This window comes from Paraburkholderia sp. J94, from assembly GCF_905220285.1.
Taxonomy (GTDB): Bacteria; Pseudomonadota; Gammaproteobacteria; order Burkholderiales; family Burkholderiaceae; genus Paraburkholderia; species Paraburkholderia tropica_A.
Map to the genome: position 1 here is coordinate 119,938 of NZ_CAJMZH010000003.1, position 24,713 is coordinate 144,650.

General features: G+C 65.4%; 19 protein-coding genes. 3 read left to right on the forward strand and 16 right to left on the reverse strand.

Features of this window, described 5'->3' with window-relative positions; all coding sequences use genetic code 11:
- Positions 1-22: 22 nt before the first annotated feature.
- The 10 genes from U4Y88_RS06765 to U4Y88_RS06810 all read right to left on the reverse strand — a co-directional run bounded on the left by U4Y88_RS06765 (position 23) and on the right by U4Y88_RS06810 (position 10,873).
- Positions 23-1,411, reverse strand: a complete 1,389-nt coding sequence (locus tag U4Y88_RS06765; protein ID WP_321783086.1) for an MmgE/PrpD family protein — start codon at positions 1,409-1,411, stop codon at positions 23-25.
- A gap of 41 nt (positions 1,412-1,452) precedes the next feature.
- A complete protein-coding gene (locus U4Y88_RS06770) occupies positions 1,453-2,298 on the reverse strand; it encodes an FAS1-like dehydratase domain-containing protein (RefSeq protein ID WP_321783088.1) in 846 nt (281 codons plus the stop codon).
- A 144-nt stretch (positions 2,299-2,442) separates the two neighbouring features.
- Positions 2,443-3,231 (reverse strand): citryl-CoA lyase, encoded by a 789-nt coding sequence (locus tag U4Y88_RS06775; RefSeq protein WP_224012443.1) that lies wholly within the window; start codon positions 3,229-3,231, stop codon positions 2,443-2,445.
- Between the two features lie 56 nt (positions 3,232-3,287).
- On the reverse strand, positions 3,288-4,157 hold the full coding sequence (locus tag U4Y88_RS06780; RefSeq protein ID WP_321783090.1) for a MaoC/PaaZ C-terminal domain-containing protein: 870 nt from the start codon (positions 4,155-4,157) through the stop codon (positions 3,288-3,290).
- A 65-nt stretch (positions 4,158-4,222) separates the two neighbouring features.
- Positions 4,223-5,023, reverse strand: coding sequence for an enoyl-CoA hydratase/isomerase family protein (locus U4Y88_RS06785; protein WP_321783092.1), 801 nt, complete (start codon positions 5,021-5,023; stop codon positions 4,223-4,225).
- Positions 5,020-6,189: a lipoyl protein ligase domain-containing protein gene (locus U4Y88_RS06790; protein WP_321783094.1), complete on the reverse strand. Its 1,170-nt coding sequence runs from the start codon at positions 6,187-6,189 to the stop codon at positions 5,020-5,022. The genes U4Y88_RS06785 and U4Y88_RS06790 overlap by 4 nt, the downstream gene beginning before the upstream one ends.
- Complete coding sequence (locus U4Y88_RS06795) at positions 6,186-7,370, reverse strand: phenylacetate--CoA ligase family protein (RefSeq protein ID WP_321783096.1); 1,185 nt, start codon at positions 7,368-7,370, stop codon at positions 6,186-6,188. The genes U4Y88_RS06790 and U4Y88_RS06795 overlap by 4 nt, the downstream gene beginning before the upstream one ends.
- Positions 7,371-7,409: 39 nt before the next feature.
- Positions 7,410-8,609, reverse strand: coding sequence for an acetyl-CoA C-acetyltransferase (locus U4Y88_RS06800; protein WP_321783098.1), 1,200 nt, complete (start codon positions 8,607-8,609; stop codon positions 7,410-7,412).
- Positions 8,610-8,666: 57 nt separating this feature from the next.
- Entirely contained in the window at positions 8,667-9,968 is a 1,302-nt protein-coding gene (locus tag U4Y88_RS06805; protein ID WP_321783100.1) for an acetyl-CoA hydrolase/transferase family protein, read from the reverse strand.
- Positions 9,968-10,873 carry an SDR family NAD(P)-dependent oxidoreductase gene (locus U4Y88_RS06810; protein WP_321783406.1) on the reverse strand — a complete coding sequence of 302 codons (906 nt, stop codon included), beginning with the start codon at positions 10,871-10,873 and terminating at the stop codon, positions 9,968-9,970. Before U4Y88_RS06810 ends, U4Y88_RS06805 begins: the two co-directional genes overlap by 1 nt.
- Positions 10,874-11,189: 316 nt before the next feature.
- Here U4Y88_RS06810 and U4Y88_RS06815 point away from each other — a divergent pair, with 316 nt between their 5' ends.
- A complete protein-coding gene (locus tag U4Y88_RS06815; protein ID WP_224012436.1) occupies positions 11,190-12,092 on the forward strand; it encodes a LysR substrate-binding domain-containing protein in 903 nt (300 codons plus the stop codon).
- A gap of 75 nt (positions 12,093-12,167) precedes the next feature.
- Here the strand turns inward: U4Y88_RS06815 and U4Y88_RS06820 are convergent, their stop codons facing one another.
- The 4 genes from U4Y88_RS06820 to U4Y88_RS06835 form a co-directional block, all read right to left on the reverse strand.
- Positions 12,168-13,325, reverse strand: coding sequence for an acyl-CoA dehydrogenase family protein (locus U4Y88_RS06820; RefSeq protein ID WP_321783102.1), 1,158 nt, complete (start codon positions 13,323-13,325; stop codon positions 12,168-12,170).
- Positions 13,326-13,371: 46 nt separating this feature from the next.
- Positions 13,372-14,901, reverse strand: a complete 1,530-nt coding sequence (locus tag U4Y88_RS06825; RefSeq protein ID WP_321783105.1) for a class I adenylate-forming enzyme family protein — start codon at positions 14,899-14,901, stop codon at positions 13,372-13,374.
- Positions 14,902-15,214: 313 nt separating this feature from the next.
- Positions 15,215-16,582 (reverse strand): MFS transporter, encoded by a 1,368-nt coding sequence (locus U4Y88_RS06830; RefSeq protein ID WP_321783107.1) that lies wholly within the window; start codon positions 16,580-16,582, stop codon positions 15,215-15,217.
- Between the two features lie 69 nt (positions 16,583-16,651).
- On the reverse strand, positions 16,652-19,015 hold the full coding sequence (locus U4Y88_RS06835) for a cytochrome P450/oxidoreductase (protein ID WP_321783109.1): 2,364 nt from the start codon (positions 19,013-19,015) through the stop codon (positions 16,652-16,654).
- A 143-nt stretch (positions 19,016-19,158) separates the two neighbouring features.
- Between U4Y88_RS06835 and U4Y88_RS06840 the strand changes: the two genes are divergently transcribed.
- Positions 19,159-20,079, forward strand: coding sequence for an IclR family transcriptional regulator (locus tag U4Y88_RS06840; RefSeq protein ID WP_321783111.1), 921 nt, complete (start codon positions 19,159-19,161; stop codon positions 20,077-20,079).
- Positions 20,080-20,164: 85 nt separating this feature from the next.
- On the opposite strand, the gene U4Y88_RS06845 is transcribed toward U4Y88_RS06840, so the two are convergent.
- Together U4Y88_RS06845 and U4Y88_RS06850 are read right to left on the reverse strand one after the other, a co-directional pair.
- Positions 20,165-21,496: a cytochrome-c peroxidase gene (locus U4Y88_RS06845; RefSeq protein WP_321783113.1), complete on the reverse strand. Its 1,332-nt coding sequence runs from the start codon at positions 21,494-21,496 to the stop codon at positions 20,165-20,167.
- A 4-nt stretch (positions 21,497-21,500) separates the two neighbouring features.
- Complete coding sequence (locus tag U4Y88_RS06850) at positions 21,501-22,796, reverse strand: alkaline phosphatase family protein (protein WP_224012429.1); 1,296 nt, start codon at positions 22,794-22,796, stop codon at positions 21,501-21,503.
- A gap of 387 nt (positions 22,797-23,183) precedes the next feature.
- Between U4Y88_RS06850 and U4Y88_RS06855 the strand changes: the two genes are divergently transcribed.
- Complete coding sequence (locus tag U4Y88_RS06855; protein ID WP_321783115.1) at positions 23,184-24,668, forward strand: NYN domain-containing protein; 1,485 nt, start codon at positions 23,184-23,186, stop codon at positions 24,666-24,668.
- Positions 24,669-24,713 lie beyond the last annotated feature (45 nt).

Sequence of the window (24,713 nt, forward strand, 5' to 3'; positions counted from 1 at the left end):
CGATCGATTCGACGAAGCGCGCTTAGGCCATCGCCTTCGACTCGATCGAATCGAATAACGCGCCCACGCGCGCGCAATCCGCAATCGACCAGGCATCATCGAGCAAAGCACGCGCCTCCTGCTCGCCCGCCGCGTGCGAGAACGCGGCCAGCCGCACGAACTTCGACGAAATCTCGTCGCGCGAGAGCGTATTGCCCGGATCGCCCTTCGGTTCGTCGACGCGTCCTCGCAGCGTGCGGCCATCGTGCGTCGTCACCGTCACCTTGCCGATCCAGCGCGCCGGATACGCGCGGTCCACTTCCTCGTCGAGCGCCATCGTCACGCGCTCGCGGAACGCGGCAATATCGGCTTCGGCATAACCGTGCTCGAACTCGTTCACGCCCGCGTAGCCGCGATACGCGCACAGGCCCAGCACCGTACCCATATTGAACTTCGCCTGATGCACCGTGCTAGGCACCACCACGTTGCCCAGCACGTCGATGGCGCCCTGATGCACGTGCGCGGTCACGGCCGCGATATCGGAGGGCGTGAGCCGATGCTCGGCCATCACCGCGAGCAAGGCGTCGGCGGCCGGATGCGTGTGGCGGCAGGCCGCGTGATACTTGAACGAGGTCTCGACGGTGGCCCAGCGTTCACCGAGACGATCGACGAGCTTCGCGGGATCGGCGTCGCTCGACATGCCGGCTGCCATGCCTTGCGCGCCTTCGAGAATGCGCTGCGCGCCGCGAAAGCCGTCGGCCGCGAGCTGCGCCGCCATCAAGCCGTTGGCCGCCGCCATCGCCGTGTGCAGTTGCTTGGAATCGGCCGCGTCGCGCAGGAATTCCCACAGCCCGCTCGCCTGCGTGCCCGCCGAGCCAAACGCGTCGAGCATCTGGTCGGGCGTGAGCTTGAGCAGACGCCCCGCTGCTGCGGCCGCCGCAATCGTGCCGACCGTGCCTGTTGTGTGAAATATTTTGTAGTGCGAACGTCCCATGAATTCGCCGACGCGAATGCCGACTTCATAGCCCGCCACCGACGCCGCGATGAACTCCGCGCCCGACGCGCCGAGCGCCTGCGCCAACGCGAGCGTCACCGGAAACACCACGGTCGCCGGATGCAGCACGGAGCCGTTATGCACGTCGTCCTGCTCGACGAAATGCGAGGCCGCGCCGTTGACCATCGCCGCGAAATACGGCGTGGTGCGTGTGCGGTCGATCACCACCTCGCACGCATCGTCGGCGCTGTGCGCGCCGCGCGCCGTGCGGGCGAAACGCGCGAGGGTTTCGACCGGCCGCGCGCCCTTGCCGCCGAGCGCGGAACCGAGCCAGTCGACGTAAAGATTGACGGTGCGCTCGACGACGTGCGCAGGAATCGCGCGATAGTCGAGCGTGGCCGCGAACGCCGCGAGCGTGCGGCTGGGATGATCAGTCATGAGTCTGTCTGCGTGGAAGTTGCGTGAGTGAATAGCGGCGATCAGGCGAAAGTGGCCGTGGCCTGCATCGTCAGATAGCCGTCGTGGTCTTTGGCCCAGAGTTCGACCGAGCGGCCGTCCGCCGCGGGCTGGCCGCACAGCGTGAACGTATTGCCCGCAAACGTGGGACGTACCGCGCGAAACGCGAAGGTCGCGACAGTCGCGTCGGGCCGCTCGCGATGCACGAGATCGAGCAGCAGCGTGGCGATCAGCGGACCGTGCACGATCAGCCCCGGATAGCCCTCTTCCTGCGTCACATACGGAAAATCGTAGTGAATGCGATGACCGTTGAAGGTCAGCGCCGAATAGCGGAACAGCATCACGGCATCGGCGCTCAGCGTGCGCGACCACGTTTCGCCCGTTGGCGCAGGCACGGGCTTCGGTGCGCTCGCGCCCGGTTGCGGCGCGTCGCGATAGACGATGTCGTGCTCCTCCTCGATACAGAGTTCGTCCGCCGCTTCATAACGATGCTGCACCGTGACGAACACGAGGCGGCCGCTGCGGCCGGTTTTGTCCTCGATGTTCGCAATCGTCGACGTGCGTTGCGCGCGTTGCCCCGCACGCAGCGGCGCGTGAAACGTGAGGCGACCGCCCGCCCACATGCGGCGCGGCAGCGCGACCGGCGGCAGAAAACCACCGCGCTGCGGATGGCCGTCCGCGCCCACTTGCGCGAGCGGCGCGACCGGCAGGAAATAGAGCCAGTGCCAGAGCGGCGGCACGCACTCGCCGGGCGGCTCGCGATCGAGCGTGGCGGCAAGCGCGCGCAACGGAAACGACGTGATATCGTCGCTGAGCGTTTCGGTCTTGTCGAGCCACGCGTCGAGCGGTGGCGTGGATAAATCGGACACGGTGTTCCTCCCTGCGGCAGCGGCAATGCGGCTACTATGCCGCGCGCGCGCCGTTTCGCGAAGTTGGCTTTGCCGAATCGGCCCTTCCGCGTTGCTTAACGCTTGCAGCCGGCTTTCGTTATTTCACCGTCCGCGCATCGTTCATCACACCTCGCCGCGCAAATGCGCCGAGGCTTCATCTTCCACGCGCTGCCACAACTCGAACGACATGGGCCGCTCGCCCTCTTCGAGCAAATGACCGACGAGACCAATCGCGCGCGCCATCACACCGAAGCCGCGCACAATGCGCCACGGGAAACCGAACTCGCAGCAGATCGCGCCGATTGCGCCCGTCGCGTTGATCGGCAGCGCCTTGCCGGACACGCGCTCCGCTTCCTTGCCGATCAACTGCATGAGCTTCACGTAGTCGCCCGACAAACCGTTTTGCGCCGCGAGTTCGAACAGGCGCGGCGTGCGCGGATCGATAGGCTTGTGCAGCGGATGACCGAGACCGGGAATCGGCGTGCCGCGCGCGCGCCACGCGGCCACGGTCTCGACGGCGAGCTTGTCGAGATCATCGCATTGCGTGCCATAGGGCAATACTTCGGACAACATACGACATGCGCCCTCCATGCTGCCGACGAACACCGAGCCGAGCCCGCAGAGCCCCGCGGCCACGGCGGCCTGTAGCGACTCGGGCGCGCCCGCATAGGTCATGCGCGCCGCGATCGCGCTCGGCGTCATGCCGTGCTCGACGAGCGTGATAACGATGGCGTTGAACATCGCCGATTGCTGCGGCGTGGCGGCCTTGCCGGTCAGTTGCAGAAACGCGAAATCGCCGAGATTCATATGGCCGAGCACTTCATCGGGCAGGCTCTTGCCGCGTACGACGATGCGATCGGGCGTGCTGTACGCAATATCGGAGCGCACCAGCGGTTTGGGTTGACGGGCCATGACTGCGGTTCCTTGGAATTCAAATGGAGGTGGACGAACGAGGCGTGGCGCGAACGTCAGCGCAGCGTCGCCGTGCCGTTGTTCAACACGATGATATTGCGCTCGACGACGCGCGCGCGGAAGCTGACCGCGTTGCCGTCGCGCCAGATTTCGGTGCGAATCGTTTCGCCCGGATAGACCGGCGCCGTGAAGCGCGCGTGAAAGCGCACGAGGCGCGCGGGATCGCTCGCGCACAGCGTCCTGAGCACGGCGTGCGCCGCCACGGCCCAGGTCGCGAGGCCATGCAGGATCGGCCGTTCGAAGCCGGCCGCGTGCGCGACGTGTGGATCAGCGTGCAAGGCATTGTCGTCGCCGCAGAGTCGATAGAGCAGCGCGGTTTCGGGACGCGTCGGCAGTTCGCAAACATAATCGGCTTCGCGATCGGGCACGGCGGGCGGCGCGGGCGGCGCTTCGTCGCTCGGACCGCCCTGCGCGCTGAAGCCGCCGTCGCCACGGCAGAACGTGAGTTGGCGCAGCGTGGCGTAGCGCTCGCCCGTGGCCTTGTCGGTGAGGCTGCGTTCGATTTCGAGCAGCGCGCCCTTGCCCTCGCCCTTGTCGACCACGCGCGTGATACGCGAGCGTCCGATCACCGTGGCTTCACGCGGCAGCGGCCGGTGAATCTCGATGCCCTGCTCGCCGTGCAGCAGCCGCACCCAGTCGATGCCGCTTTTCGGATCGCGCGCCCAGAAGCCAGGAAAGCCGAGTACGACGGCGAACGTGGGCGGCACGCGCAGTTCCTTTTCGTAGACGAACGCGAGATCGTCGGCATCGACAGGATTCGCGCCGTAGCCCACCGCGAGGCTGTAGAACATCGCGTCGCGCGCGGTGTAAGTCTGCTCGACGTCCTGGAACGGCCAGTTGCGCAGCGTGTGATAGTCGATCGTCATGACGGTGCGATTAACGTGAATGGCGTGAAGTGATTGGGCAAAAGCGAGCGTTTGCTGGTGTTTGCTTACGTGCTGGCCGGCCACTGAAAAAGCGGCGTTTCCTTCTCGCGAAAACGCCTCACGGCCTCGCGATGAAACTCGGTGGTGAACGCGATGCCTTGCGCGGCGGCTTCGATTTCGAGCATCGCGCGCAAGTCGCTGCCGAGCGATTGATTGAGCGCGCGCTTCGCGAGCCCGAACGCGACCGGCGACGCATTCGCGAGACACGCCGCAATCTGCGCGGCCCGCGCGTGCAACTGCTCCGCCGCGACGACTTCGAGCACCGCGCCCGCTTCCTTCGCTTCGGCCGCTCGCATCTCGCGCGCCGTGAACACAAGGTCTTTCGCGCGCGCGAGTCCGACCACGCGCGGCAGCGTGTAGAACGCGCCGCAATCGGGCACGAGGCCTACTTTCATGAACGGCATGCAAAAGCGCGCGCGTTCGCTCGCGATCACGAAGTCGGCGGCCAGCGCGAGACTGAAGCCCGCGCCATAGCAGACGCCATCGACCGCAGCGATCACCGGACGGTCGAGATCGATCAGCATGCTGACCCAGCCATGCAGATCGTCGATGCGCTCGCGGCCCGCTTGCGCGCTCGTCACGTTCATGCCGCGCACGTCGCCGCCCGAGCAGAAGTCGCCGCCCTCGCCGCGCAGCACCACTGCGCGTATCGAGCGGTCCGCGCGAATGCGCACCACGGCGTCATGCAGCGCGTTGCGCATCTCGGTGTTCAGCGCGTTCTTCGCTTCAGGACGATTGAACGAGAGCGTCGCCACGCCGTCGTCTTGCGTGAACCGCAGCGTCGTGTTTTCCAGGTGATCGCTCATGCTGCGGCTCCCGCCGAACCGGCTTGCGCGCGGTGATTTGCCGACTCGGCCGACCTGGCCAACTCGGCCAGCGCCTTGTCGAGCGCCGTCAGCAGATGCACGGGTTCGACGCCCGCGAATTCCACGTCCTCGCGTGCGAGAAATGATTCGATATGCTGACCACATGCATCGCGCGTGGCGGCGAGCCCCGCGAAGCCGTCTTCGAGCCAATCGACCGAGCGCAAAGGACGCGGATGCCAGTCGCCGTTCACGATCGCGCGCTGCACCACACCGCCGCGCACCAGCAGACTCAGCCAGATCAAACCCGCCGGTGCTTTCTCACGTCCGCGCACGACACGATCGCCTTCGCGCGCGTGCGGACCGTAGCGCGTGGCTTCGCTTTTCTGATGGAACCACGCCTCATCGATCAGTTCGCTTTCGTATTGCTGCGCGTAAGTGCGTTCGTCGGCGTTCAGATCGCCGGATTCGAGCGCGATATCGCCGAAGATGCGCCGCACGCACGCCTCCACCCACGCGCGCAATTCCGCCTCGCTCACCGCCCGGCCCAACTCCTGCTCCAGATACGTGTAGCGCGAGCCGAGATCCTTGTGCTTCTTGTCCTTCACTTTTTCGGGCGCCATCGGCATCGCGCGCGCGGCGATGGCCGTGTCGATTGCCTTCACGTTCAGCAGAATGCGGAACGTCAGCACGCCGCTCTCGATTTTCAGCGACGTCGCGACAAGCTTGCGTCCGTCGATTTCCACATCGTTGAGCGGTCGGTACGCGGCGGCGAGACCAAACACTTCGCGCAGCGCCTCGGCCACATGACCGAGCACCGTGGGAAACGCCTGCGCCGCCGTCGCGGGCACGCCGGGCAAATCGACCGGCAGATAGAGCGCGAGAAACGCCGAGCCGCTACCCGCGTAAATCGCGCCGCCGCTGCTCACGCGCCGACGCACCAGCACGTTGTTCTCGCGGCAGAACGGCAGATCGAGCACCTGGTTCGGATCTTCGTTCACGCCCACCGTGATGCTGTCGCTGTTGAACACGTTCAGCAGCACCGTGGGCGGCGCGCGCCGCTCGGCCACCGCGCGTTCGACGGCGGGCGATATCGAGGTCGAGAAGTCGGCGTAACTATGGCCGCCCACCACGTAGCGCCACGGCGACGTGGCTGTCTTTGCGTTCATGCTGTCTCTCTCCTGTTGTCTTCGACGAGCGCGGGGCCGTCGAGCTTCTCGACGACTTCGATCGCGTCGGCATGGATAAGCGTCTGGCGCTTGAAGCGCTCGGCGACGGCTTGCAGATCGTTGGGCGCGCCTTCCACGAGCAGCGTGAGATGGTCGCCGCCGTGCGCCTTGCGGCTCAGCACGAGGCGATACGCGCCCGTTGCGCCCGGCACGCCGAGCAGCACCGTTTTCAGTTCGGACGGATAGACCTTCACGCCCTTGACCTTCACCATCGAATCGACGCGGCCGAACACGACGCGCGGCAACGAAACGGTGCGGCCGTGCACGGGCGGCGTGCGTTCGAGCACGGTCAGATCGCCGGTGCGATAACGCACGAGTGGCTGCAACTCCTTCTTCAGATGCGTGAGGACGAGTTCGCCGCGCTCGCCGTCTGGCAGCACCGCGCCGCTATCGGGGTCGATCACTTCGGCGTAAAGCAGTTCGTCGAATACATGCACGCCTTTCCTGTCGCCATCGCTCGGGAACGTTCGCGCGACGGGCAAACATTCGGACAACGAATAACTGTCGATCAGCAGCGTATCGGGCATCGCCGCGCGCACGCGCGCATACAACTCCGCGTTGCCGCTGAACGCCTCGCCGCCCGCGAAGAACACGCGCGGAATCGGGCAACCCGCTTCGATCAGTTTCAGCACGTGCGACGGGTTGCCTGCGAGCACCGTCACGCCGCATTGGCGCGCGACCTGTACGGCGCGCTCGGTTTCACCCGGGCCGTGCGGAATGCACGCGACGCCGCGCGCCTCCATCTGACTTTGATAGAACAGTCCCGCGACGAACAGGTGATAGCCGAACGTGACCATGCAGACATCGCCGGGACCGATCCCGCACGCATCGAGATGCTGGCCGCAGGCCGCTTCGATCGTGCGCAGATCGGCGGCGCTGTGCAGGATCGGCACGAGCGACGCGCCCATCGGCGTCAAATGCACGCGCACGGGCGGCGTGGACGGCGCAGGCGCGAACGCGCCATAGCCAGGCTTCGCCATTTCGGCGACGAGTTGCGCGCGCGACATCAGCGGCACACGCTCGGCGAATTCAGCGGCGTTCGCGACCTTGCGCGGCAAACGCCCCGCGTAGAACGGATGCGCGTGCAGACGTTCGAGCTGCGCATTGAGCCGGTCCAGCATGGTTGTCTCCTCCTTGTGATCGGGCCGCGCCCGTCTGCGTCAGACCGCGCGCTCGAAGATAGCCGCGATCCCTTGCCCGCCGCCCACGCACATCGTTTCGAGCCCATAGCGGCCCTTGCGGCGCTGCAATTCGTAGAGCAGCGTGGTGAGCATGCGCACGCCGGTCGCGCCGATCGGATGACCGAGCGAAATGCCCGAGCCGTTCACATTCAGACGCGACTCGTCGTGCCAGCCCCAACCCTTGAGCACGGCGAGCACCTGGCACGCGAATGCTTCGTTCAGTTCGACGAGATCGAGATGATCGAACGTGAGGCCGGTCTTTTGCAGCAGCTTCTTGACGGCCGGCACCGGACCGATGCCCATCGTCGCCGGCTCGCAACCCGATGCGGCCCAGCCGGTCAGATAACCGAGCGGCGTGAGACCGAGCTTGTCGAGCTGGTCTTCAGCAACGATCAGGCACGCGGCGGCGGCATCGTTCTGCTGGCTCGCGTTGCCGGCCGTCACCGTGCCCCCTTTGATGAGCGGCTTGAGCTTCGCGAGCGAGGCCTCGCTCGCGTTGGCGCGCACGCCTTCGTCGCGCGCGAACTGAAGAGGATCGCCCTTGCGTTGCGGCACCGACACCGTCACGACCTCTTCCGCGAAGCGCCCCGACTCCCATGCGGCCGCCGCGCGTTGATGGCTGCGCACCGCATAAGCGTCGGCTTCCTCGCGCGTGATGCCGTATTGCTTCGCGAGGTTCTCCGCCGTCTCGATCATCCCCGAGATGTAGCCGAAGCGCGCCTCGGGCTGCGAGCGCTCGCGGCCGCGTTCGAGCCGGTCGTGCATGCGCACCGATCCGGCGCGCGCGCCCCAGCGCATATCGGTGGTGTAGTACTCGATGTTGCTCATGCTCTCCACACCGCCCGCCACCACGACGTCGGCGGCGCCGCTTTGCACCATCATCGCGGCAGTCACGACCGCTTGCAGGCCGCCGCCGCAACGGCGGTCGAGCTGCATGCCCGGCACTTCCACGGGCAAGCCTGCTTCGAGCGCGGCCCAGCGACCAATGCACGGCGTCTCGCTGTTCGCGTACGACTGGGCGAACACCACATCCTCGATACGCGCGGCGTCGATGCCGCTGCGCGCGATGGTCTCGCGCAGCACGGTGGCGGCCAGCGCCTCCACGCTCACGGGGCGCAGACTGCCGCCGAAGGTGCCGACCGGCGTGCGCACGGGCGCTACGATTGCTGCTCGTCTCATTTCGGAATCCTTGTTATTAATTTCGGTTACCGACGTTCATCTTTCTTTGTTCGGGTCTCAGGCCGCGATAGCCTCGCGCTGCGCGTGGTGCGCGGCGGCCAGCGCCTCGCGATGCTCGGGCGGCGCAATCTCCAGCATGCGTGCGACGCGCTGCGCGAGCGTGAGTCCACGCAGATCGGCCACGCCGTGCTCCGTGACGATGATCGCGGCGTCGCTGCGCGGCGTGCTCACTGGACCGTTGAGCCGCGCGACGATGCGGCTGCCATGGCGCGTGCTCGAGGCGAGCGCGACGATCGCCATGCCGCCGCGCGAACGCGCCGCGCCGCGCATGAAATCGAGCGCGCCGCCGACCGCGCCCACATAGCGGCCCGCCGCGACCTCCGCGTTCACCTGGCCGGTCAGATCGACTTCGAGCGCCGAATTGATCGCCACGAAACGGTCGATGCTGCCGAGCACGTCGATATCGTGCGTATAGGCCGTCGAGCGAAACTGCACCTTCGCATTCCGATGCGCGTAGCGATAAGTGCGACGCGTGCCCATCAGCGTGCCTGCGATGCTCACGCCCGCGTCGCGTGTCTTGCGTGCGTTCGTCACCACGCCCGCTTCCATCAGATCGGCGAGCGCGTCGCCGAATGCCCCCGTATGCACGCCCAGATTGCGACGGTCGCGCAGGCGCGCGGCAATCGTTTCGGGCAGCGCACCGAGGCCGAGTTGCAACGTCGATCCATCTTCGACCAATGCAGCGACGTGCGCGGCGATGCGCGCTTCCACCTCGCCTGCGAGCGCGAGCGGCGCTTCGAACGGCATCCGCTCGGTGTGGATCAGTGCGTCGAAGTCGTGCGAGAGCAGCACGCGCTCGCCGTGCGTCCACGGCGCAGCCGCATTGACTTCGGCGATCACCACGCGCGCGCTGTCGATCAGCGGCACCAGATATTCGTGCGCGACCGAGAGGCTGTAGCGACCCGCTTCATCCGCGGGCGCGACTTGAAGCAATAGGACATCGACGCGATTCGGCCCGCGCGTGAGCGTCTCGCGAAACTGCGAATAGTGAACCGGCAGAATGTCGAGCACGCCCGCGCGTTCGAGCGCACGATTCGCAGCCGCGCCGCCGTAGCTCAGAAAATCGACCACGTCCGCGCACGCGGGATCGAGCACGTCGGACCACGTCGCGCCGACGAACACGCGAAAACGTCCGCCCGATTCCGTGCGCCTGGCAATGGCGTGACGCTGCGCCATCAGCCGCGTCGTGAGCGCAAGCGGCTCCGCACCGCACTGCCCCCACGCCACCGTATCGCCGGGGCGCACGTACTGCGCGAGATCGAGCTGGTCCGCGTCGATCACGCGCGCCGCGCGCGACATCAGATCGGGTCCCAGCTGAATACGTCGGCGGACACGTCGAGCGTATGGAACGATTGGCGCAGCGCGGGCATCGCATGTTCGGCGATGCTCTGCGGCGTCCAGCCTTCGCCGCGATGCACCGAGCGCACCGGACGCGGCTGGCTCATCAGGAAAATTTCGTTGTTGCGTACCGCGAAGATCTGGCCCGTGACGTCGGCGGCCTCCTCGCTCGCGAGAAACACGGCGAGCGGCGCGATCTTCGCGGGCGTCATCTGCTTGATCTTTTCGACGCGCGCTTCCTGTTCGGCCGAATCGATCTTGATCGAATTGATCATGCGGCTCCACGCGAACGGCGCGATGCAGTTCGAACGCACGCCGAACTTCTGCAAATCGAGCGCGATCGATTTCGACAGGCCCGCAATACCCAATTTCGCTGCGCTGTAATTGGCCTGCGCGAGATTGCCGATCAGCCCCGAGGTCGACGTCATATGCACGAACGCACCGCTGCGCTGTTCCTTGAAATGATCGGCGGCCGCGCGCGACACGTAATACGAGCCGTACAGATGCACTTTCACGACGGCGTCGAATTCCTCTTCGCTCATCTTGTGGAAGAAGCGGTCGCGCAGAATGCCCGCGTTATTGACCACGCAGTCGATACGGCCGAACACGTCGAGCGCGTTCTGCACGATGCGCGCCGCGCCTTGCGGGTCGGCGACGCTATCCGTGTTCGCGGTCGCCTGGCCGTCGAACGCCTGGATCTCGTTGACCACGGCCTGCGCGGGGCCGTCGTTATGGCCCTCACCCGCCAGCGACGCGCCCACGTCGTTGATCACGACCTTCGCGCCCTGACGCGCCATCGCGAGCGCGATATCGCGGCCGATGCCGCCGCCCGAGCCCGTCACCACCACCACCTTGCCGTCCAGCATCCGTTGCGTCGTCATCTTTTGTCTTCCTCCAGCCCGCCTTGCACGGGGCGTTATTCGAATGATCGCCATTGAATGCGCGCTTTGGGCGTAACCGGCCGCGCACAGTGTGTTTTGCAGCTTGACGCAACGCGCGCGCACGCACAATTTGGATATGCCGAATGCCCATTTCGTCCACGATTAACCCGTGATTTCGCTAATGGCGCATGTTGCAATGCGGCGCAATAATGGTCAGTGTGCGTCGATGCGCGCCGATGCCCCGCGCATGGGCACGCGTACTACGAATCGACGCGCGCACTGTCACCATCCAGGCGGAGCAATGCATTTCGATCTAGTCGACCTGAAGCTCTTTACGCACGTCGCGGAGGCCAGCAGCCTCACGCGCGGCGCGGAACGCGCGCACCTGTCGCTGCCGGCGGCGAGCACGCGCATCAAGAATCTCGAGGAACAGGTTGGCGTCAAGCTGCTGTCGCGCACGAGCCAGGGCGTGACGCTCACCGCGCCCGGCGAAACGCTGCTCGCACACGCGCGCCGCGTGCTCAAGCAACTCGAACAATTGAGCGGTGATCTACAGGAATATTCGCAGGGCGTGAAAGGCCACGTGCGCGTTTTCGCCAATACCACGGCGATGAGCGAATTCCTGCCCGCCGTATTGCGCACCTATCTGATCAATCATCCCGATGTGTATGTGGATATTCACGAGCGCCTGAGCCCGGATATCGTGCGTGCGGTGCAGGACGGCACCATCGATATCGGCATCGTGGCGGGCGAGATTCGCACCGAAGGTTTGCAGGTCATGCCTTATCGGCGCGATCGTCTCGTGCTCGTGACCGCGCTTTCGCATCCGCTTGCGCAGGCCAGTGAAACGGCATTTGCCAACACGCTCGATTACGATTTCGTCGGGCCGCCCGACGAAAGCGCGATCTTTGCGTTTCTGAAACGCGCCTCATCAGATTTGCAGCGCACGATTCGCTGGCGTATTCAGGTGGGGAATTTCGAAGCGGCGTGCCGCATGATCGAGGCGAATATCGGCATTGGCGTGTTGCCCGAAGGCAGCGCGCGCCGCCATGCGCAAACCATGGCGCTCAAGATCGTGCCGCTCACCGACGAATGGGCCGTGCGCAAGCTGCAAATCTGCGTGAACGATCGCGACGCGCTGCCGCTGTTCGCGCGCAAGCTCGTCGATCTGCTGGTCGCGGATGGCATTGGCCGGCTCGAATAACGCGCTTCGTTTTAGAAAAAAAAACGGCGGCGCATTTGAATGGCGCCGCCGTTTTCTATTTCAAATCACTTCAATTCACCGACCGCCCGCCTCACGCATCATATTGCGCGCGATAACGATCTGCTGAATCTGGCTCGTGCCTTCGTAAATGCGGAACAGACGCACGTCGCGATAGAAACGCTCGATGCCGTATTCCGCCATATAACCCGCGCCGCCAAAAATCTGCACCGCGCGATCCGCCACGCGCCCGCACATTTCCGAAGCGAACAGTTTCGCGCACGCGGCTTCGGTGCTCACATTCTTGCCTTCGTCGCGGCGGCGCGCGGCGTCGAGCACCATGCAGCGCGCGGCGTAAAGTTCGGCCTGACTATCGGCGAGCATGGCCTGCACGAGCTGGAATTCGCCGATCGCCTGACCGAACTGCTCGCGCTCCATGGCATAGCGCAGCGCGTCGTCGAGCATGCGCTGCGCCACGGCCACGCAGATCGCGGCAATATGAATGCGGCCCTTGTCGAGCACTTTCATCGCCGTCTTGAAGCCCACGCCCTCTTTCCCGCCGATGATATTTTGCGCGGGCACTTTCACGTCTTCGAAAATCACGTCGCAGGTATGCGCGCCCTTCTGGCCCATCTTGCGATCGCGGCGGCCGAAACTGATGCCCGGCGTTTTCGCATCGACGATAAAAGCCGTAATGCCGCCTGCGCGCGGTTCCTCGGGATTGGTGCGCGCCATCAGCGTGAACATGCCCGCTTGCGGCGCGTTCGTGATGAAGCGCTTGGTGCCGTTCACCACGTAATGATCGCCGCGGCGTTCGGCGCGCGTCTTGAGCGAGGCCGCGTCCGAACCCGAACCCGGCTCGGTCAGCGCGAAACTCGCGATCACTTCGCCCGTCGCCAGCTTCGGCAGCCACGTGGCCTTCTGTTCTTCGGTGCCGTCGATCACGATGCCCTGCGAGCCGATGCCCACCGTCGTGCCGATGATCGAGCGGAACGCGGGCGAAGTCTTGCCGAGTTCGAACATCACCAGCACTTCCTCTTCCATCGTCAGGTCGAGGCCGCCGTAGGTTTCGGGAATCGTCAGGCCGAACAGGCCCATTTCCTTCATGTCGTTGACGATGTCGGCGGGAATTTCATCGGTTTCCGCCACGCGTTCCTCGTTCGGCACGAGACGCTCGCGCACGAAGCGCGCGACGTTATCGAGCAGAACGTTCATCGTTTCCTGGTCGCGAATCATTATTGTCGGTCCTGAGTTTGCGTGCTTGAATGGGATGGGCGTGCGTTCAACGCCGGCGCGCGGCGAGTTCGCGCAGCGGCTGCTTTTGCAGCTTGCCGCTCGCCGTGGTGGGAATCATATCGATGGGCACGATCTGCGCGGGCCGCTTGTAGGGCGAAAGCCGCTCGCCGATATAGCGTTGCAGCGCGTCGATATCGAGCGTCGCGCCTTCCTTCGGCTCGACGAAGGCCACCACTTCTTCGTTGCCCTCGGCGTCGGTGCGGCCCACCACGGCGCACAAACGCACCGCGTCGTAAGTGTTGATCACCGACTCGACTTCGATCGGATAGACGTTGAAGCCCGAGCGGATAATCAGATCCTTCGATCTGCCAACGATAAAGAGCGCGCCGTCGGCTTCGAGACGACCGAGGTCGCCGGTCTTGAGCCAGCCTTCGGCGTCGATGGCTTCCTCGGTCAGACGCGGTTCGCGGTAGTAGCCTTTCATCACGCCGGGACCGCGCACCCACAGTTCGCCGGCTTCGCCGCGCGGGACATCTCGGCCATCGGGACCGACCACGCGCAGTTCCGCGCCTTCGACAATCTGCCCCGACGACACATCCTTGCGCGGCCGGTCCATGCGCGTGATGAACAGCGAGCCCGCATATTCGGTCATGCCGTAGCCGTGATGCAGCGGCATGCCGAACAGCGTTTCGACCTGCTGCTTGAGCGTGGGATCGAGCGGACCGCCGCCCGTGTAGAGATAACGCTGACGCGGTGCGTTCACGGCGCCGCCATGCTCGCGCACGTAGGCGACGATGCGCGTGAACATCGTCGGCACGCCTTGCAGGATGGAGATTTCGGCGGCCGTGAGCGCGCGCACCACTTCCTCGGCGGAAAAGCGCGCGGCCAGATGCAGGCTCGCGCCCGCTTCGAAGGTCGCGAGCAGCAGCGTGGCGAGGCCGAAGATATGCGACATCGGCATGACCGCGTAAGCGCAGTCGGCGGGGCTCATGTCGCGCGATGTGGCCGAGACGCGCGCGAAATGCAGCAAGCCGCGATGCGTGGCCATCACGCCCTTGGGCTGGCCGGTCGTGCCCGAGGTGTAGATCAGCAGCGCGACTTCGTGAGCGAGCGCTTCGGGCTCGCGCGTGGCGGCGGGATCGGGGTCGGCCATCATCAGCGGGCCGAGACCTTCAGGCGCGATTTCCTTCGCGCGGTAGCGCACGCCGTGACGCAGCGCGTCGGGCGACGCGGCATGCGTAAACAGCACGAGGCGCGGGCCGCAGTGCGCGCGGATGGTTTCGATTTCACGCTCGGACAGCCGCGCGTTGACGATGGCCGGCCACGCGCCGATCTCCGAAAGCGCGAACAGCAGCGCGATCACGGCGGAACAGTTTTCGGCGACCACCATCACGCGGTCGCCGGTGCCCACGCCCTGCTCGCGCAGGAAACGCTCGGCCGACTCCACGTTGTGCCAGAGCTGGCCGAAGCCGGTTTCCCGGCCCTCTTCGCGTATCGCCGTGGCAGCGGGCGTCGTTTGCGCCCAGTGCCGTGCGATGTCGCTGATCTTGCGCGCCGCTCGCCTCTCCACCGTCACCTCCTCTTTTTGCCTTGTTTTCTGCGCGCGGCGTCATCTCGCACCGCGTCGCGACAGGCACCAGTGTGGTGGAGCAGCGCGTGGCCAACAATTCGTTTTCGAAGAAGCCGGCATTCGTCTGGCCGGAAGTCGGCATTCGCCCGGAGTGGGTGCGGAGAAACCCGCATGCGTGCGCGGGCGAAGGTTCACTGGCGGGGTCCGATCGAGACGAAAAACGTCTCGATCGTGCGCGATTAATCGGGTGAGGATTAATCGCGATGCATCAATTGCGTGCGCGAATCCTCTGCACGAACCCGATGTACAACGCGGCGCCTCATTCCGCGTGCACCGCCGTGCTCCGCGCGCCGGCTTCGCTGCCGCTCGCGCGATGGATCGCCACAATGCCGATCAGCGAAACGCAGGCCGGCACGGCCGCCGCCACGAACAGCGCCGACGACGACCAGTTCAGATGCAGCAGCGCACCGCCCAGAACCGGACCGACCACCGAGCCGATGCGCCCCACGCCGAGACTCCAGCCGATGCCGGTCGAACGCAGCGAGGTCGGATAGTAGGTCGCGGCCAGCGCGTTGAGCGCGGGCTGGCCGCCGATGATCGAAAAGCCCGTGAGGAAGATCGCCACGAACATCGCCACCACCGAGACCATCACCGCCGGATTGCCGATCGCCGCCGTCGCCACGATGGCGATCAGGAAGGTGCTGGCCAGCACGCGCGTAAAACCGGCCACGTCGATGATGCGTCCGAGCAGCAGCGTGCCGATCACGCCGCCGCCCCACAGCGCCGTGCCCGCGAGCACGGCGGTCTGGGTCGAGTAACCGGCGTCGCGGATCACGGTCGGCAGCCAGTTCGAGAGGAAATACATATCGAGCAGATTCGCGAAGTTCACGATCCAGAGCAGCACCGTAACGCGCGCGCGGCCCTCCTTGAACAACTCGACGAACGGCAGGCCGCGCGAGCGTGTTTCGGCGCTCGTGAACACGGTGTCGTCGGGCAGTGCGAGCGTGGGCGCGATGCGCGCCAGTTGCTGGCGCACGCGGGCCGCGCCGCGCGCGTTGCGGTTCTGGCGGAACAGCAGGAACTGGATCGACTCGGGCAGCGCGAGCCACATGAGCACGCCCATCGCGAGCGGAATCGCGCCGCCCACGAAGAACACCGCGCGCCATCCGAAGGCCGGAATCAGCGCGGCGGTGATGAGGCCGCCCACCACGCCGCCGAGCGTGAAGCCGCACGAGACGATCATCATCAGCGTGACGCGCATACGGCGCGGGCTGTACTCACCCGCGAGCGCCATCGCGTTCGGCATGATGCAGCCGAGGCCGAGTCCGGCCAGGAAGCGCCACACGATCAACTGCGGAATCGTCTGTGCAAAGCCGGTGGCGATCATGCAGACCGAGAAAAACAGCGTCGCGCCGATCAGCACGGGACGACGGCCAATCTTGTCGGCAAGCGCGCTGAACGTGAGCGAACCCACCAGCATGCCGAACAAACCCGCGCCGAACACGGGGGCGAGCGTTTCCTTGGCGATGCCCCATTCGCGGATCACGACCGGCGCGACATAGCCCATCGACTGGACGTCGAAGCCGTCCATCACGAGACACAGCGCGCAGAGCGCCACCACCAGTAACTGATACGGGCCGAACCGGCTCGCGTCGACGACGCCCGTCACCTCCACGGTCTTGCTCATGCTGCTGTCTCCAATCGATATCTTTTTAGTCTTGATGCGGTCTCGCTCGCGCGGCAATCCTGGGCGCGGCTAAAGTTCGAGCACGATACGCTGCCCCTTCGCGCGCGAGCAGCAGGCCATCATGCGCGTCTGCGTCTCGCGTTCGGCGCGCGTGAGCACGACATCGCGGTGATCAATCTCGCCCGCCAGCACGCGCACTTCGCACGAGCCGCACAGTCCTTCCTCGCAGTCGCTCTGCACGTCGATATTGGCGCGGCGCAGCGCGTCCAGCACGGTCTGATCGGCGGCCACGGGCAACACGAGTCCCGAATCCTTGAGTTCGACTTCGAAGGCGTGTTCATTGGCCGGATCGAGCTTGCCCACGCTTGCCGCGAAGTGCTCGACACGCAGCGCGTCTTCGGGCCACGCCGCGCTCGCGGCTTCGAGCGCGTCCAACATGCGCGCCGGCCCGCACGCATAGACGCGCGTGTGCGCATCCACGCGCAGCGCGCCGAAGTCGTTGCGCGTGCCCTCCTCGGAGACATGCAGATGCAGCCTGTCGCCGTGCAGCGACTTCAGTTCGTCGACGAGCGCCATGCCCGCGCGCGAGCGGCCGCTGTAATGCAGTTCATAGTCGATGCCGAGTTCGCGCGCGCGGCGCGCCATCGCACTGACCGGCGTGATGCCGATGCCGCCCGCGATAAAGATCGCGCGCCGTCCTTCCTCGTCGAGCCGGAAGTGATTGCGCGGACCGCGAATCTTCAGGCGCATGCCCTCGCGCAGCGTGTCGTGGACCCAGGCGGAACCGCCACGGCTTGCGGCTTCGCGCAGCACGGCGATCTCGAACGCGCCCGCGTCGGCCGGATCGCCGCACAGCGAATACTGGCGCGAGACGCCGGTTTCGCCGCATTCCACGTCGATATGCGCGCCCGCCGCCCAGCGCGGCAGCGCGCCGCCATCGGGCGCGACCAGACGCAGGCGCACGATATCGTCCGCCACGCGCTCCACGCGTTCGACCACGACGGGACGGCTCAATGCATGCGCCGACGGCTCGCCGATGCGCACCGGCACGTGCGCGCCCAGCAGCGCCGGATTCGCGCGCTCGGGATTGTCACGCGGATCCCATTCGACCCACACATGTTCCGGACCCCGAAACGATGTGTTCGGCACATAGCTAAATGACTGCTCGGCGAGACGCATATGCGGCAAGCGTCGCGTGAACTCTTCCAGAAAGATCTGCATCTCCATGCGCGCGAGATTCTTGCCCATGCACTGATGCGAACCATAGCCGAAGGTGACGTGATCGCTCGCATTGTCGCGGCGGATATCGAACAGATCGGCATCGGCGAAATGACGTTCGTCGTGATTCGCGGACGAGGTCACGATCAACAGCTTCGCGCCCGCCGGAATATCGATGCCGCCGATCCGCACGTCCTTCGTCGCGAGCCGCCGCCATGCGGCCACCGAACCGTTGTGGCGCAGGCACTCCTCCACCGCGTTCGGAATCAGGCTCGGGTCCTCGCAGATCTCGCGCCACGCATGCGGATGCTGCAACAGCAGCTTCATCGCGTTGGCCGTGGCGTTCGCGGTGGTTTCGTGCGCGGCCACGATGCCCGCCATCATCATCGAATGCAGATATGAATCGGTGACGACGTCCGGGTGCTCCTGTTGCTTGCGGATACCGTACTGCATCCAGCCGGGGCCGTCGGGATTCTGGCGCATCTTCTCAAGCACCTTGCCCGCGAACTGCCAGAAGTTGCCCACCGCGTGCGCGACGGCGACCTGCTCGTCAGGGCGCGGACGTCCCCACGTATTGACCGTGTGTGCGATCGAATACTGGCGCAGCAGATCCATGTCCTCTTCGGGCACGCCGAGAAAATGCAGCGCCACCGTGAGCGGCACTTCCCACAACATCTGATCGACGAGATCGGCGCGGCCCGAGTCGATGAAACGATCGACGTACTCGCGCGTGAGACGGCGCACCATCGGCTCGTGATGCTTGAGATGCCCGGGCGTGAACGGCTCCATCAGCGCACGGCGGCGCGGCATGTGCGCGGGCTCGTCCTCGTTCACGAGCGTGCGGTTCATCGCATAGCCGTACGACGCGAGCACCGCATTCGCTTCCGGTCCGGTCGGCGTGATTTTTTCGAGCGCGATCGACGGCGAGAACGTGAGGTTGTCGCGAAAGATCGACTTGATGTCGTCGTAGCGCGTGACCACCCAATAGCCCAGTTGCGGGCTGTAAAACACCGGCTCCTGCTCGCGCGCCCAGCGCACGTAGTCGGGCGGGTCCTGCTGATAGCCGTCGCTGAAAGGGTCGAATGCGGCGGCGTTCGCGCTCACCGCGTGCATCGGACAGCGCGCGGCGTCCGGCGTGGATTGTGGGGATTGTGCGGCCAGCGCCGCGTGCGGAAACGGGCAGCGCCCGGACGTTTGTGAAGGTGTCTCGCTCATCGTCCTGCCTCCTGCTGAAAGCGTCGAATCATGTTGATTGCGTTTTGCGTAACTCTAGTACGCATTGCGTAATTGCGAGATAGGGGTTAACCTCGGCCCACGTCGCCATTCGCGCGAAGCGGCCCTGACACTAGAATCGCCGTATGAAAAAAACCGCAACGTCCACGCCCGCTGTTTCCGCCGCGAGCGCTCCCGCGCGACGCAAAGCATCGCGCGCCGCCCCCGCTTCGTCCGCCTCAAAAACGAACGTAGAGAGCGAAACGAGCGCCGCGCCCGCCACGCGCGAACGCCGCCAGCGCGTGCAGTCCGCGCAAACCGGCATGGCCGTGCTCAAGGGCCTCGCGCGCCTTGGCGGCCGCGCGAGTCTTTCGGGGCTCGCCGCGTTCGTGAACGAGAGTCCCGCGAAAGTGCATCGCTATCTCGTGAGTCTGATCGAGGAAGGACTGGTCGCGCAGGACAGCGCCACGCAGCAATATCAGCTCGGGCCTGAAGCGATGATGATCGGCGTGGCCGCGATGCGTCAGGCCGATCCTGTGCGTATCGTCGAGCCCGCGCTCGTGCGGCTGCGTGCATCGCTCGAAGTCACGTCGTTCGTCGCGGTGATGGGCAACAAGGGGCCGACGATCATCCGCTTCGAGGAACCCGGTCTGCCCGTGACGGTGAACGTGCGCGTGGGCTCGGTGATGTCGCTGCTATGGTCGTCGACGGGACGCGTCTTTCTCGGCTTGCTCGACGATTCGCGCGTGCTCGCGCAGGCGCAGGAAGAACTCGCGCACGCCGACGCCGATCTGCTCGCGCAACTCGATGCGCGCGATCCCATCGGCACGCTGCGCAGCGCCGTGCAACGCGCGCACTGCGCGAGCGTGAAGGATACGAATCTCAAGGGGATCAGCGCGGTGTCCGCGCCGCTGTTCGATCACACCGGCAAGCTCTGCGCGGTGCTCACGGCGCTCGGCGCGACGGGCGGTTTCGACGCCGCGCCCGATGGTCCGATCGGGCGCGCGCTGCGCGACGAAGCGGCCGCCGCCAGCGCCCTGCTCGGTTATATCGCGCCCGCCGTCTGAATGAAGTTAGATTGAAGTTTGTTTGAATCGCGGCGCGCATTTTTTCAATGCGCGCGCCGCGAGTCTTCACGCGCGCCCGCAAACGTTATTGCCGCTTGATCGGCGCGCTCACCTTCACGAACCGCGCGCCTGCCGTCGGCGGATTGCTCGGCAGATAGCCATCGTCGAGCGTCTTGAGGAACGCGATCACATCGTCGATATCGCGCGCATTCCACGCGGGCTTGCCGCCCGGCTTGCGCGTCAGCGGCTCGTCCACGGTATCGACATTCACACGCTCGGCCACGGGCAGATCGTCGAACTTCACGACATGGCCCTGGCGATCCTTCGGATACCATTTCTCGGGATTCGTATCGCGCTCCACGTAAAAGCGCAGCGCGTCGCGCAGCGTATGAAAGCGCCCGTTGTGAAAGAACACGCCGCGCGTAGCGACGTTGCGCAGCGTGGGCGTCTTGAAGAGGCCGCAGTAATTCTTGTTGCTCGACACGTCGGTGCGCACCGGACCGCACAGGCCTTTGTCGTAATACTTCGGATCGCGGTTCGCGCGCAGTTCGGGATTGCGCGGCACGCCGAGCGCTTCGAACTGGAAATCGGTAAAGAGCGGATGCGCGCCGTTCGCGCCCACCTGATCGATATGACACGACGCGCAATTGCCGCCGTTCGGATCGTCGAACAGCTTCTTGCCGCGCATTTCGCTCGCGGTGAATTCGGCCTTGCCGTCGAGATACGCGTCGAACTTGCTCGTGTACGAATGGAAGCCCGGCTCCTCAAGCTCGAAGCGCTCGACCGCCTGCATCGCCTGATGCACGGCCGCATCCTTCGAGACGAAAATCGTCTCGCCGAACAGTTGTTTGAAACGCGCGGCATACGGCGCGCGTTCGAGTTTCGCCGCGACGTCCGCGGTGTCGCGATTCGCCATCTCGTTCGGATTGAACAGCGGGAACAGCGCCTGATCGTGCAGCGTGTTGTAGCGGCCGTCCCATGCGAAGCCGCCGGCGGGCGGGCTGTCGGCATCGGTCAGACGCTCGAACACGCTCGCGGCCTGCACGTGTGTCCATACCGGCGTGCGATTGAGCACGTAGCCGAGCGTGGGCACGGCGCGCGAGCCCTGCGAGCGCAGGTCGCTGCCGCCGAGTTGCGCGGCGAGCCCATTGGGCGGACCGTAGGCATGCGCGGGACTGTGGCAGCTCGCGCACGACATGCGGCCCGACGCGGACAGCGACGGATCGTTGAAGATGAGCTTGCCGAGCGATGCAACGTCGCTGAGCGCGGGCTGCGATTGCGAAGACTGGGAGTGCGAAGACTGCGCGTGCGCTACACCGGTACCCGGTGCAGCAAAAGCCGCCAGCGCGGTAGCGCCGGCGGCCAGCGCAGTCGCGACGGCGCGACGCGCCGCCTGACGTGCGTGGAAAACGGTCATCGGCTTAGAGGCTCGTGAAAATGTCCTTGCCGAAACCGACCAGCCCCGACTGCCCCGCATAGCCGAGGTGGCTCAGACCGAACATGTCCTCGATGCTCTTGAGCATCGAATAATGGTTGTACTGCACCGTCGACACCGTGCCCGGCTTGATGAACTTCGAGAGCATCACCGCGCCCGTGCGGTCGCCGCCGTAGCTCGTCTTCGTGAGCACGAGGTCGATGTTGCCGGTCACGCCCGACGGCACGGTCATGCCGAGCTTAGTCAGATACGCGGCGGGCACCGTGCCCATCGTCGCCGATTGCGGGAACGTGCCGAGGTTCGGACCTTCCTGCTGGCTACAGCAGGTGTCGCCCGCGAAGGTGAAGTCCACCTCGGTCGAACTCGGCATGCTCACCGACGCGTAGCTGCTCTCGTCGAAATTGATGATCAGCAGGCCGTCCTGTTGATAAGCCGGCGACGCCATGATGATGGGCACCCACTTTTGCAGGAACGCATCAGCCGAAACGAGGCCGCCCGTCGCGCCGTTCGCGCACGGCGAATCGTGGCCGTCGTCACAGGTGCTCGGCGTGATGAGGTTGAAGTTCGCCGTGGTCGCGACCGTCTTGAGGTCGGTCGTCAGGTTGTCCAGGTTCACCACGTTCTTCTCGCAGTCCGGCGAGTCGATGATCGAGTGGAAATACATGAACGGGTTGTGACGCGTGGCATACGAATCACCGAGCGGCACGGTCGCGTTCGGCGCTTCCTGGGTGTTGGTCAGGTCGGTCGTGTTCAGCGTCGGGTGACCGCAGGTGGCCGCTTCGCGCGCCGGGTCGTTGCCCATGTCGCCTTCGTAGCCCTTCCATGTGAGGTTCGCGGCCGTGAGCTGGTCGGCGAGCGTCTTCACGCTTGCGGGATACACGCAGCCCGTGCCGATCGCCTGGCCGTCCGAGGTCATGCCCGTGAGGTTGAAGTCCTCATAGGTCGTGCAGTCGTTGTCGGTCTGCAGCGTCGGCGCCTGGCCGCTGATCATCGAAATGTAGTTGTCGAGGCTGACGTGACCCGTGCCGTAATACTGCTGCACGAGCGCGCCCTGCGAGGTCAGCGTATTCGCCAGATACGGCGCCTTGGTGCTCGCGTTGAACGTCGTCGTGTAGTTCTCGTTTTCGAGCGTGATCACGAAAACGTGGCGGATCTGCTGGGTCGTGCCCGCGACGCTGGAATTCACCGACGAGCCACACGCGCTCACGAAAAGCGCAACGAATAGCGCGGCGAAGACGGTCGCGCAGAACGCGCCGAATTTGCCCTTGAAGCAAACAGCCATGGGAGTCCTCTGTTGTGTCGAGTCGTTATCGGTTTTATTGGTACCCATCCGATGCAGACCGAATGGGCCGCGAAAGCTTAAGTAAGGTGTATGACGAATCCATGAAAAATGCGGGCTTTCAGGCACGGTCGTGCAAAAACCACAGAAAAGCATCATGCTTGCGCGCGCAACGGATTGAACGTCCCGCGTCGTTTCATAGATGAACTGATATGGCCCGCCGAACAGCGGAGTGATAGCGGATCAACGCCGCCGATTGATATCGAATCGATATCGCAGATTGATACCGAAATCGTCTCGATTGCGCACGGCCCATCGCCGGTTTTTCGCCCGCCTGCGCGCGAGGGGCTATCATGTGCGTTCGTACCGTAGATGGAACAAACGAATCACATGGCCTCCCCTCAGGAAAACGTCAGCATGGCGGTGTTCTGCGACTTCGAGAACGTCGCGCTCGGCGTGCGCGACGCGAAGATCGACCGCTTCGATATCAAGCCGGTGCTCGAACGCCTGCTGCTCAAGGGCAGCATCGTCGTGAAAAAGGCTTATTGCGACTGGGAACGCTACAAGGGCTTCAAGGCCTCGATGCACGAAGCGAGTTTCGAGCTGATCGAAATCCCGCACGTGCGCCAGTCCGGCAAGAATTCCGCCGATATCCGCCTCGTCGTGGATGCGCTCGATCTCTGCTACACGAAATCGCACGTCGACACCTTCGTGATCGTGAGCGGCGACTCCGACTTCTCGCCGCTCGTCTCGAAGCTGCGCGAGAACGCGAAGAAGGTGATCGGCGTGGGCGTGCGGCACTCCACCTCCGATCTGCTGGTCGCGAATTGCGACGAATTCATTTTCTACGACGACCTGGTGCGCGAACTCGTGCGCGAGCAGCAGTCGCGCGGCAAGGGCCGCGACGGCGGCGCGAACGCGAAACGCCAGGGCGGCGACGAGCGTCAGGCCAAGACCGACAACGCCGAGGACCGCGGCGAGGAGCGCAAGGCCAAGGCCATCGCGCTCGCCGTGGAAACGCTCGATGCGCTCGGTTACGAGCGCGGCGACAGCGGCAAGATCTGGGCGTCGGTGCTCAAGAGCGCGATCAAGCGCCGCCGTCCCGACTTCAACGAGGCGCGCTACGGCTTTCGCGCGTTCGGCAATCTGCTTGAGGAAGCGCAGGCGCGCGGCCTGCTCGAAGTGGGCCGCGACGAGAAGTCGGGCACCTATGTGACGCGCACGAGCGCGCCCGCTGCCGCCGCGACTTCCACCGCTACTGACGCGCCGGCTTCTGCGACGGCCGCCGCCGAGGAAACGCCCGCGCCGCGCAACGACGAATCGCGCTCGCGCCGCAAGGGCCGCCGCAACGGCCGCAACGCGCAGACGCAGGCCGACGAGTCACGCGCATCGCATGAATCGAACGACGCCACGGTGGCGTTCGAGGCGAGCGAGCACGAAGACGTGCAGGTGTTCGAGTCCGGGACGCGTCACGGCGATCTGTTCGCCGACACGCGCGAGGACGACGCGGCGATGCCGCTGTTCGAGACGCCGCCGTTCGACAGCGACGCGTCCGGCGCAGCCGAAGCCGAATCGCACACTCCGGCCGAAACGGAACCCGAAGCGCCCCGCCGCGCCCGCAAGACCGCCTCGCGCAAGAGCACCGCGCGCAAGAAGGCCGCCAAGCCTGCCGCCGAGATCGCGCACGACGGCGCCCATGAAGGCGCGCACGCCGAAGCGCCTGTGACGGACCACGCCGCGCCGCAAGCCAGGGTGACGGCCGAGTCCGCCGAATCCCCAGCGGCCGAAGCGGACGCGCCCAAGAAGAAGAAAGCGCCGAAGAAAACCCCGGCCCGCCCGCGCCGTCCGCGCAAGGCGGCCACGCCGGAGAGTTAAGCGGCGTCAGTCGCCGAACGGGTTCGCCGGGCGCTTGCGCGGCGG

Excerpts from the sequence above, each read along its gene's own strand:
- U4Y88_RS06845 (WP_321783113.1), bottom strand. The coding sequence starts at position 21,496 with ATGACCGTTTTCCACGCACGTCAGGCGGCGCGTCGCGCCGTCGCGACT.
- U4Y88_RS06830 (WP_321783107.1), bottom strand. The coding sequence starts at position 16,582 with ATGAGCAAGACCGTGGAGGTGACGGGCGTCGTCGACGCGAGCCGGTTC.
- U4Y88_RS06765 (WP_321783086.1), bottom strand. The coding sequence starts at position 1,411 with ATGACTGATCATCCCAGCCGCACGCTCGCGGCGTTCGCGGCCACGCTC.
- U4Y88_RS06775 (WP_224012443.1), bottom strand. The coding sequence starts at position 3,231 with ATGGCCCGTCAACCCAAACCGCTGGTGCGCTCCGATATTGCGTACAGC.
- U4Y88_RS06785 (WP_321783092.1), bottom strand. The coding sequence starts at position 5,023 with ATGAGCGATCACCTGGAAAACACGACGCTGCGGTTCACGCAAGACGAC.
- U4Y88_RS06780 (WP_321783090.1), bottom strand. The coding sequence starts at position 4,157 with ATGACGATCGACTATCACACGCTGCGCAACTGGCCGTTCCAGGACGTC.
- U4Y88_RS06815 (WP_224012436.1), top strand. The coding sequence starts at position 11,190 with ATGCATTTCGATCTAGTCGACCTGAAGCTCTTTACGCACGTCGCGGAG.
- U4Y88_RS06840 (WP_321783111.1), top strand. The coding sequence starts at position 19,159 with ATGAAAAAAACCGCAACGTCCACGCCCGCTGTTTCCGCCGCGAGCGCT.
- U4Y88_RS06820 (WP_321783102.1), bottom strand. The coding sequence starts at position 13,325 with ATGATTCGCGACCAGGAAACGATGAACGTTCTGCTCGATAACGTCGCG.
- U4Y88_RS06790 (WP_321783094.1), bottom strand. The coding sequence starts at position 6,189 with ATGAACGCAAAGACAGCCACGTCGCCGTGGCGCTACGTGGTGGGCGGC.
- U4Y88_RS06805 (WP_321783100.1), bottom strand. The coding sequence starts at position 9,968 with ATGTCGCGCGCGGCGCGCGTGATCGACGCGGACCAGCTCGATCTCGCG.
- U4Y88_RS06800 (WP_321783098.1), bottom strand. The coding sequence starts at position 8,609 with ATGAGACGAGCAGCAATCGTAGCGCCCGTGCGCACGCCGGTCGGCACC.
- U4Y88_RS06855 (WP_321783115.1), top strand. The coding sequence starts at position 23,184 with ATGGCCTCCCCTCAGGAAAACGTCAGCATGGCGGTGTTCTGCGACTTC.
- U4Y88_RS06835 (WP_321783109.1), bottom strand. The coding sequence starts at position 19,015 with ATGAGCGAGACACCTTCACAAACGTCCGGGCGCTGCCCGTTTCCGCAC.
- U4Y88_RS06795 (WP_321783096.1), bottom strand. The coding sequence starts at position 7,370 with ATGCTGGACCGGCTCAATGCGCAGCTCGAACGTCTGCACGCGCATCCG.
- U4Y88_RS06850 (WP_224012429.1), bottom strand. The coding sequence starts at position 22,796 with ATGGCTGTTTGCTTCAAGGGCAAATTCGGCGCGTTCTGCGCGACCGTC.
- U4Y88_RS06810 (WP_321783406.1), bottom strand. The coding sequence starts at position 10,873 with ATGCTGGACGGCAAGGTGGTGGTGGTGACGGGCTCGGGCGGCGGCATC.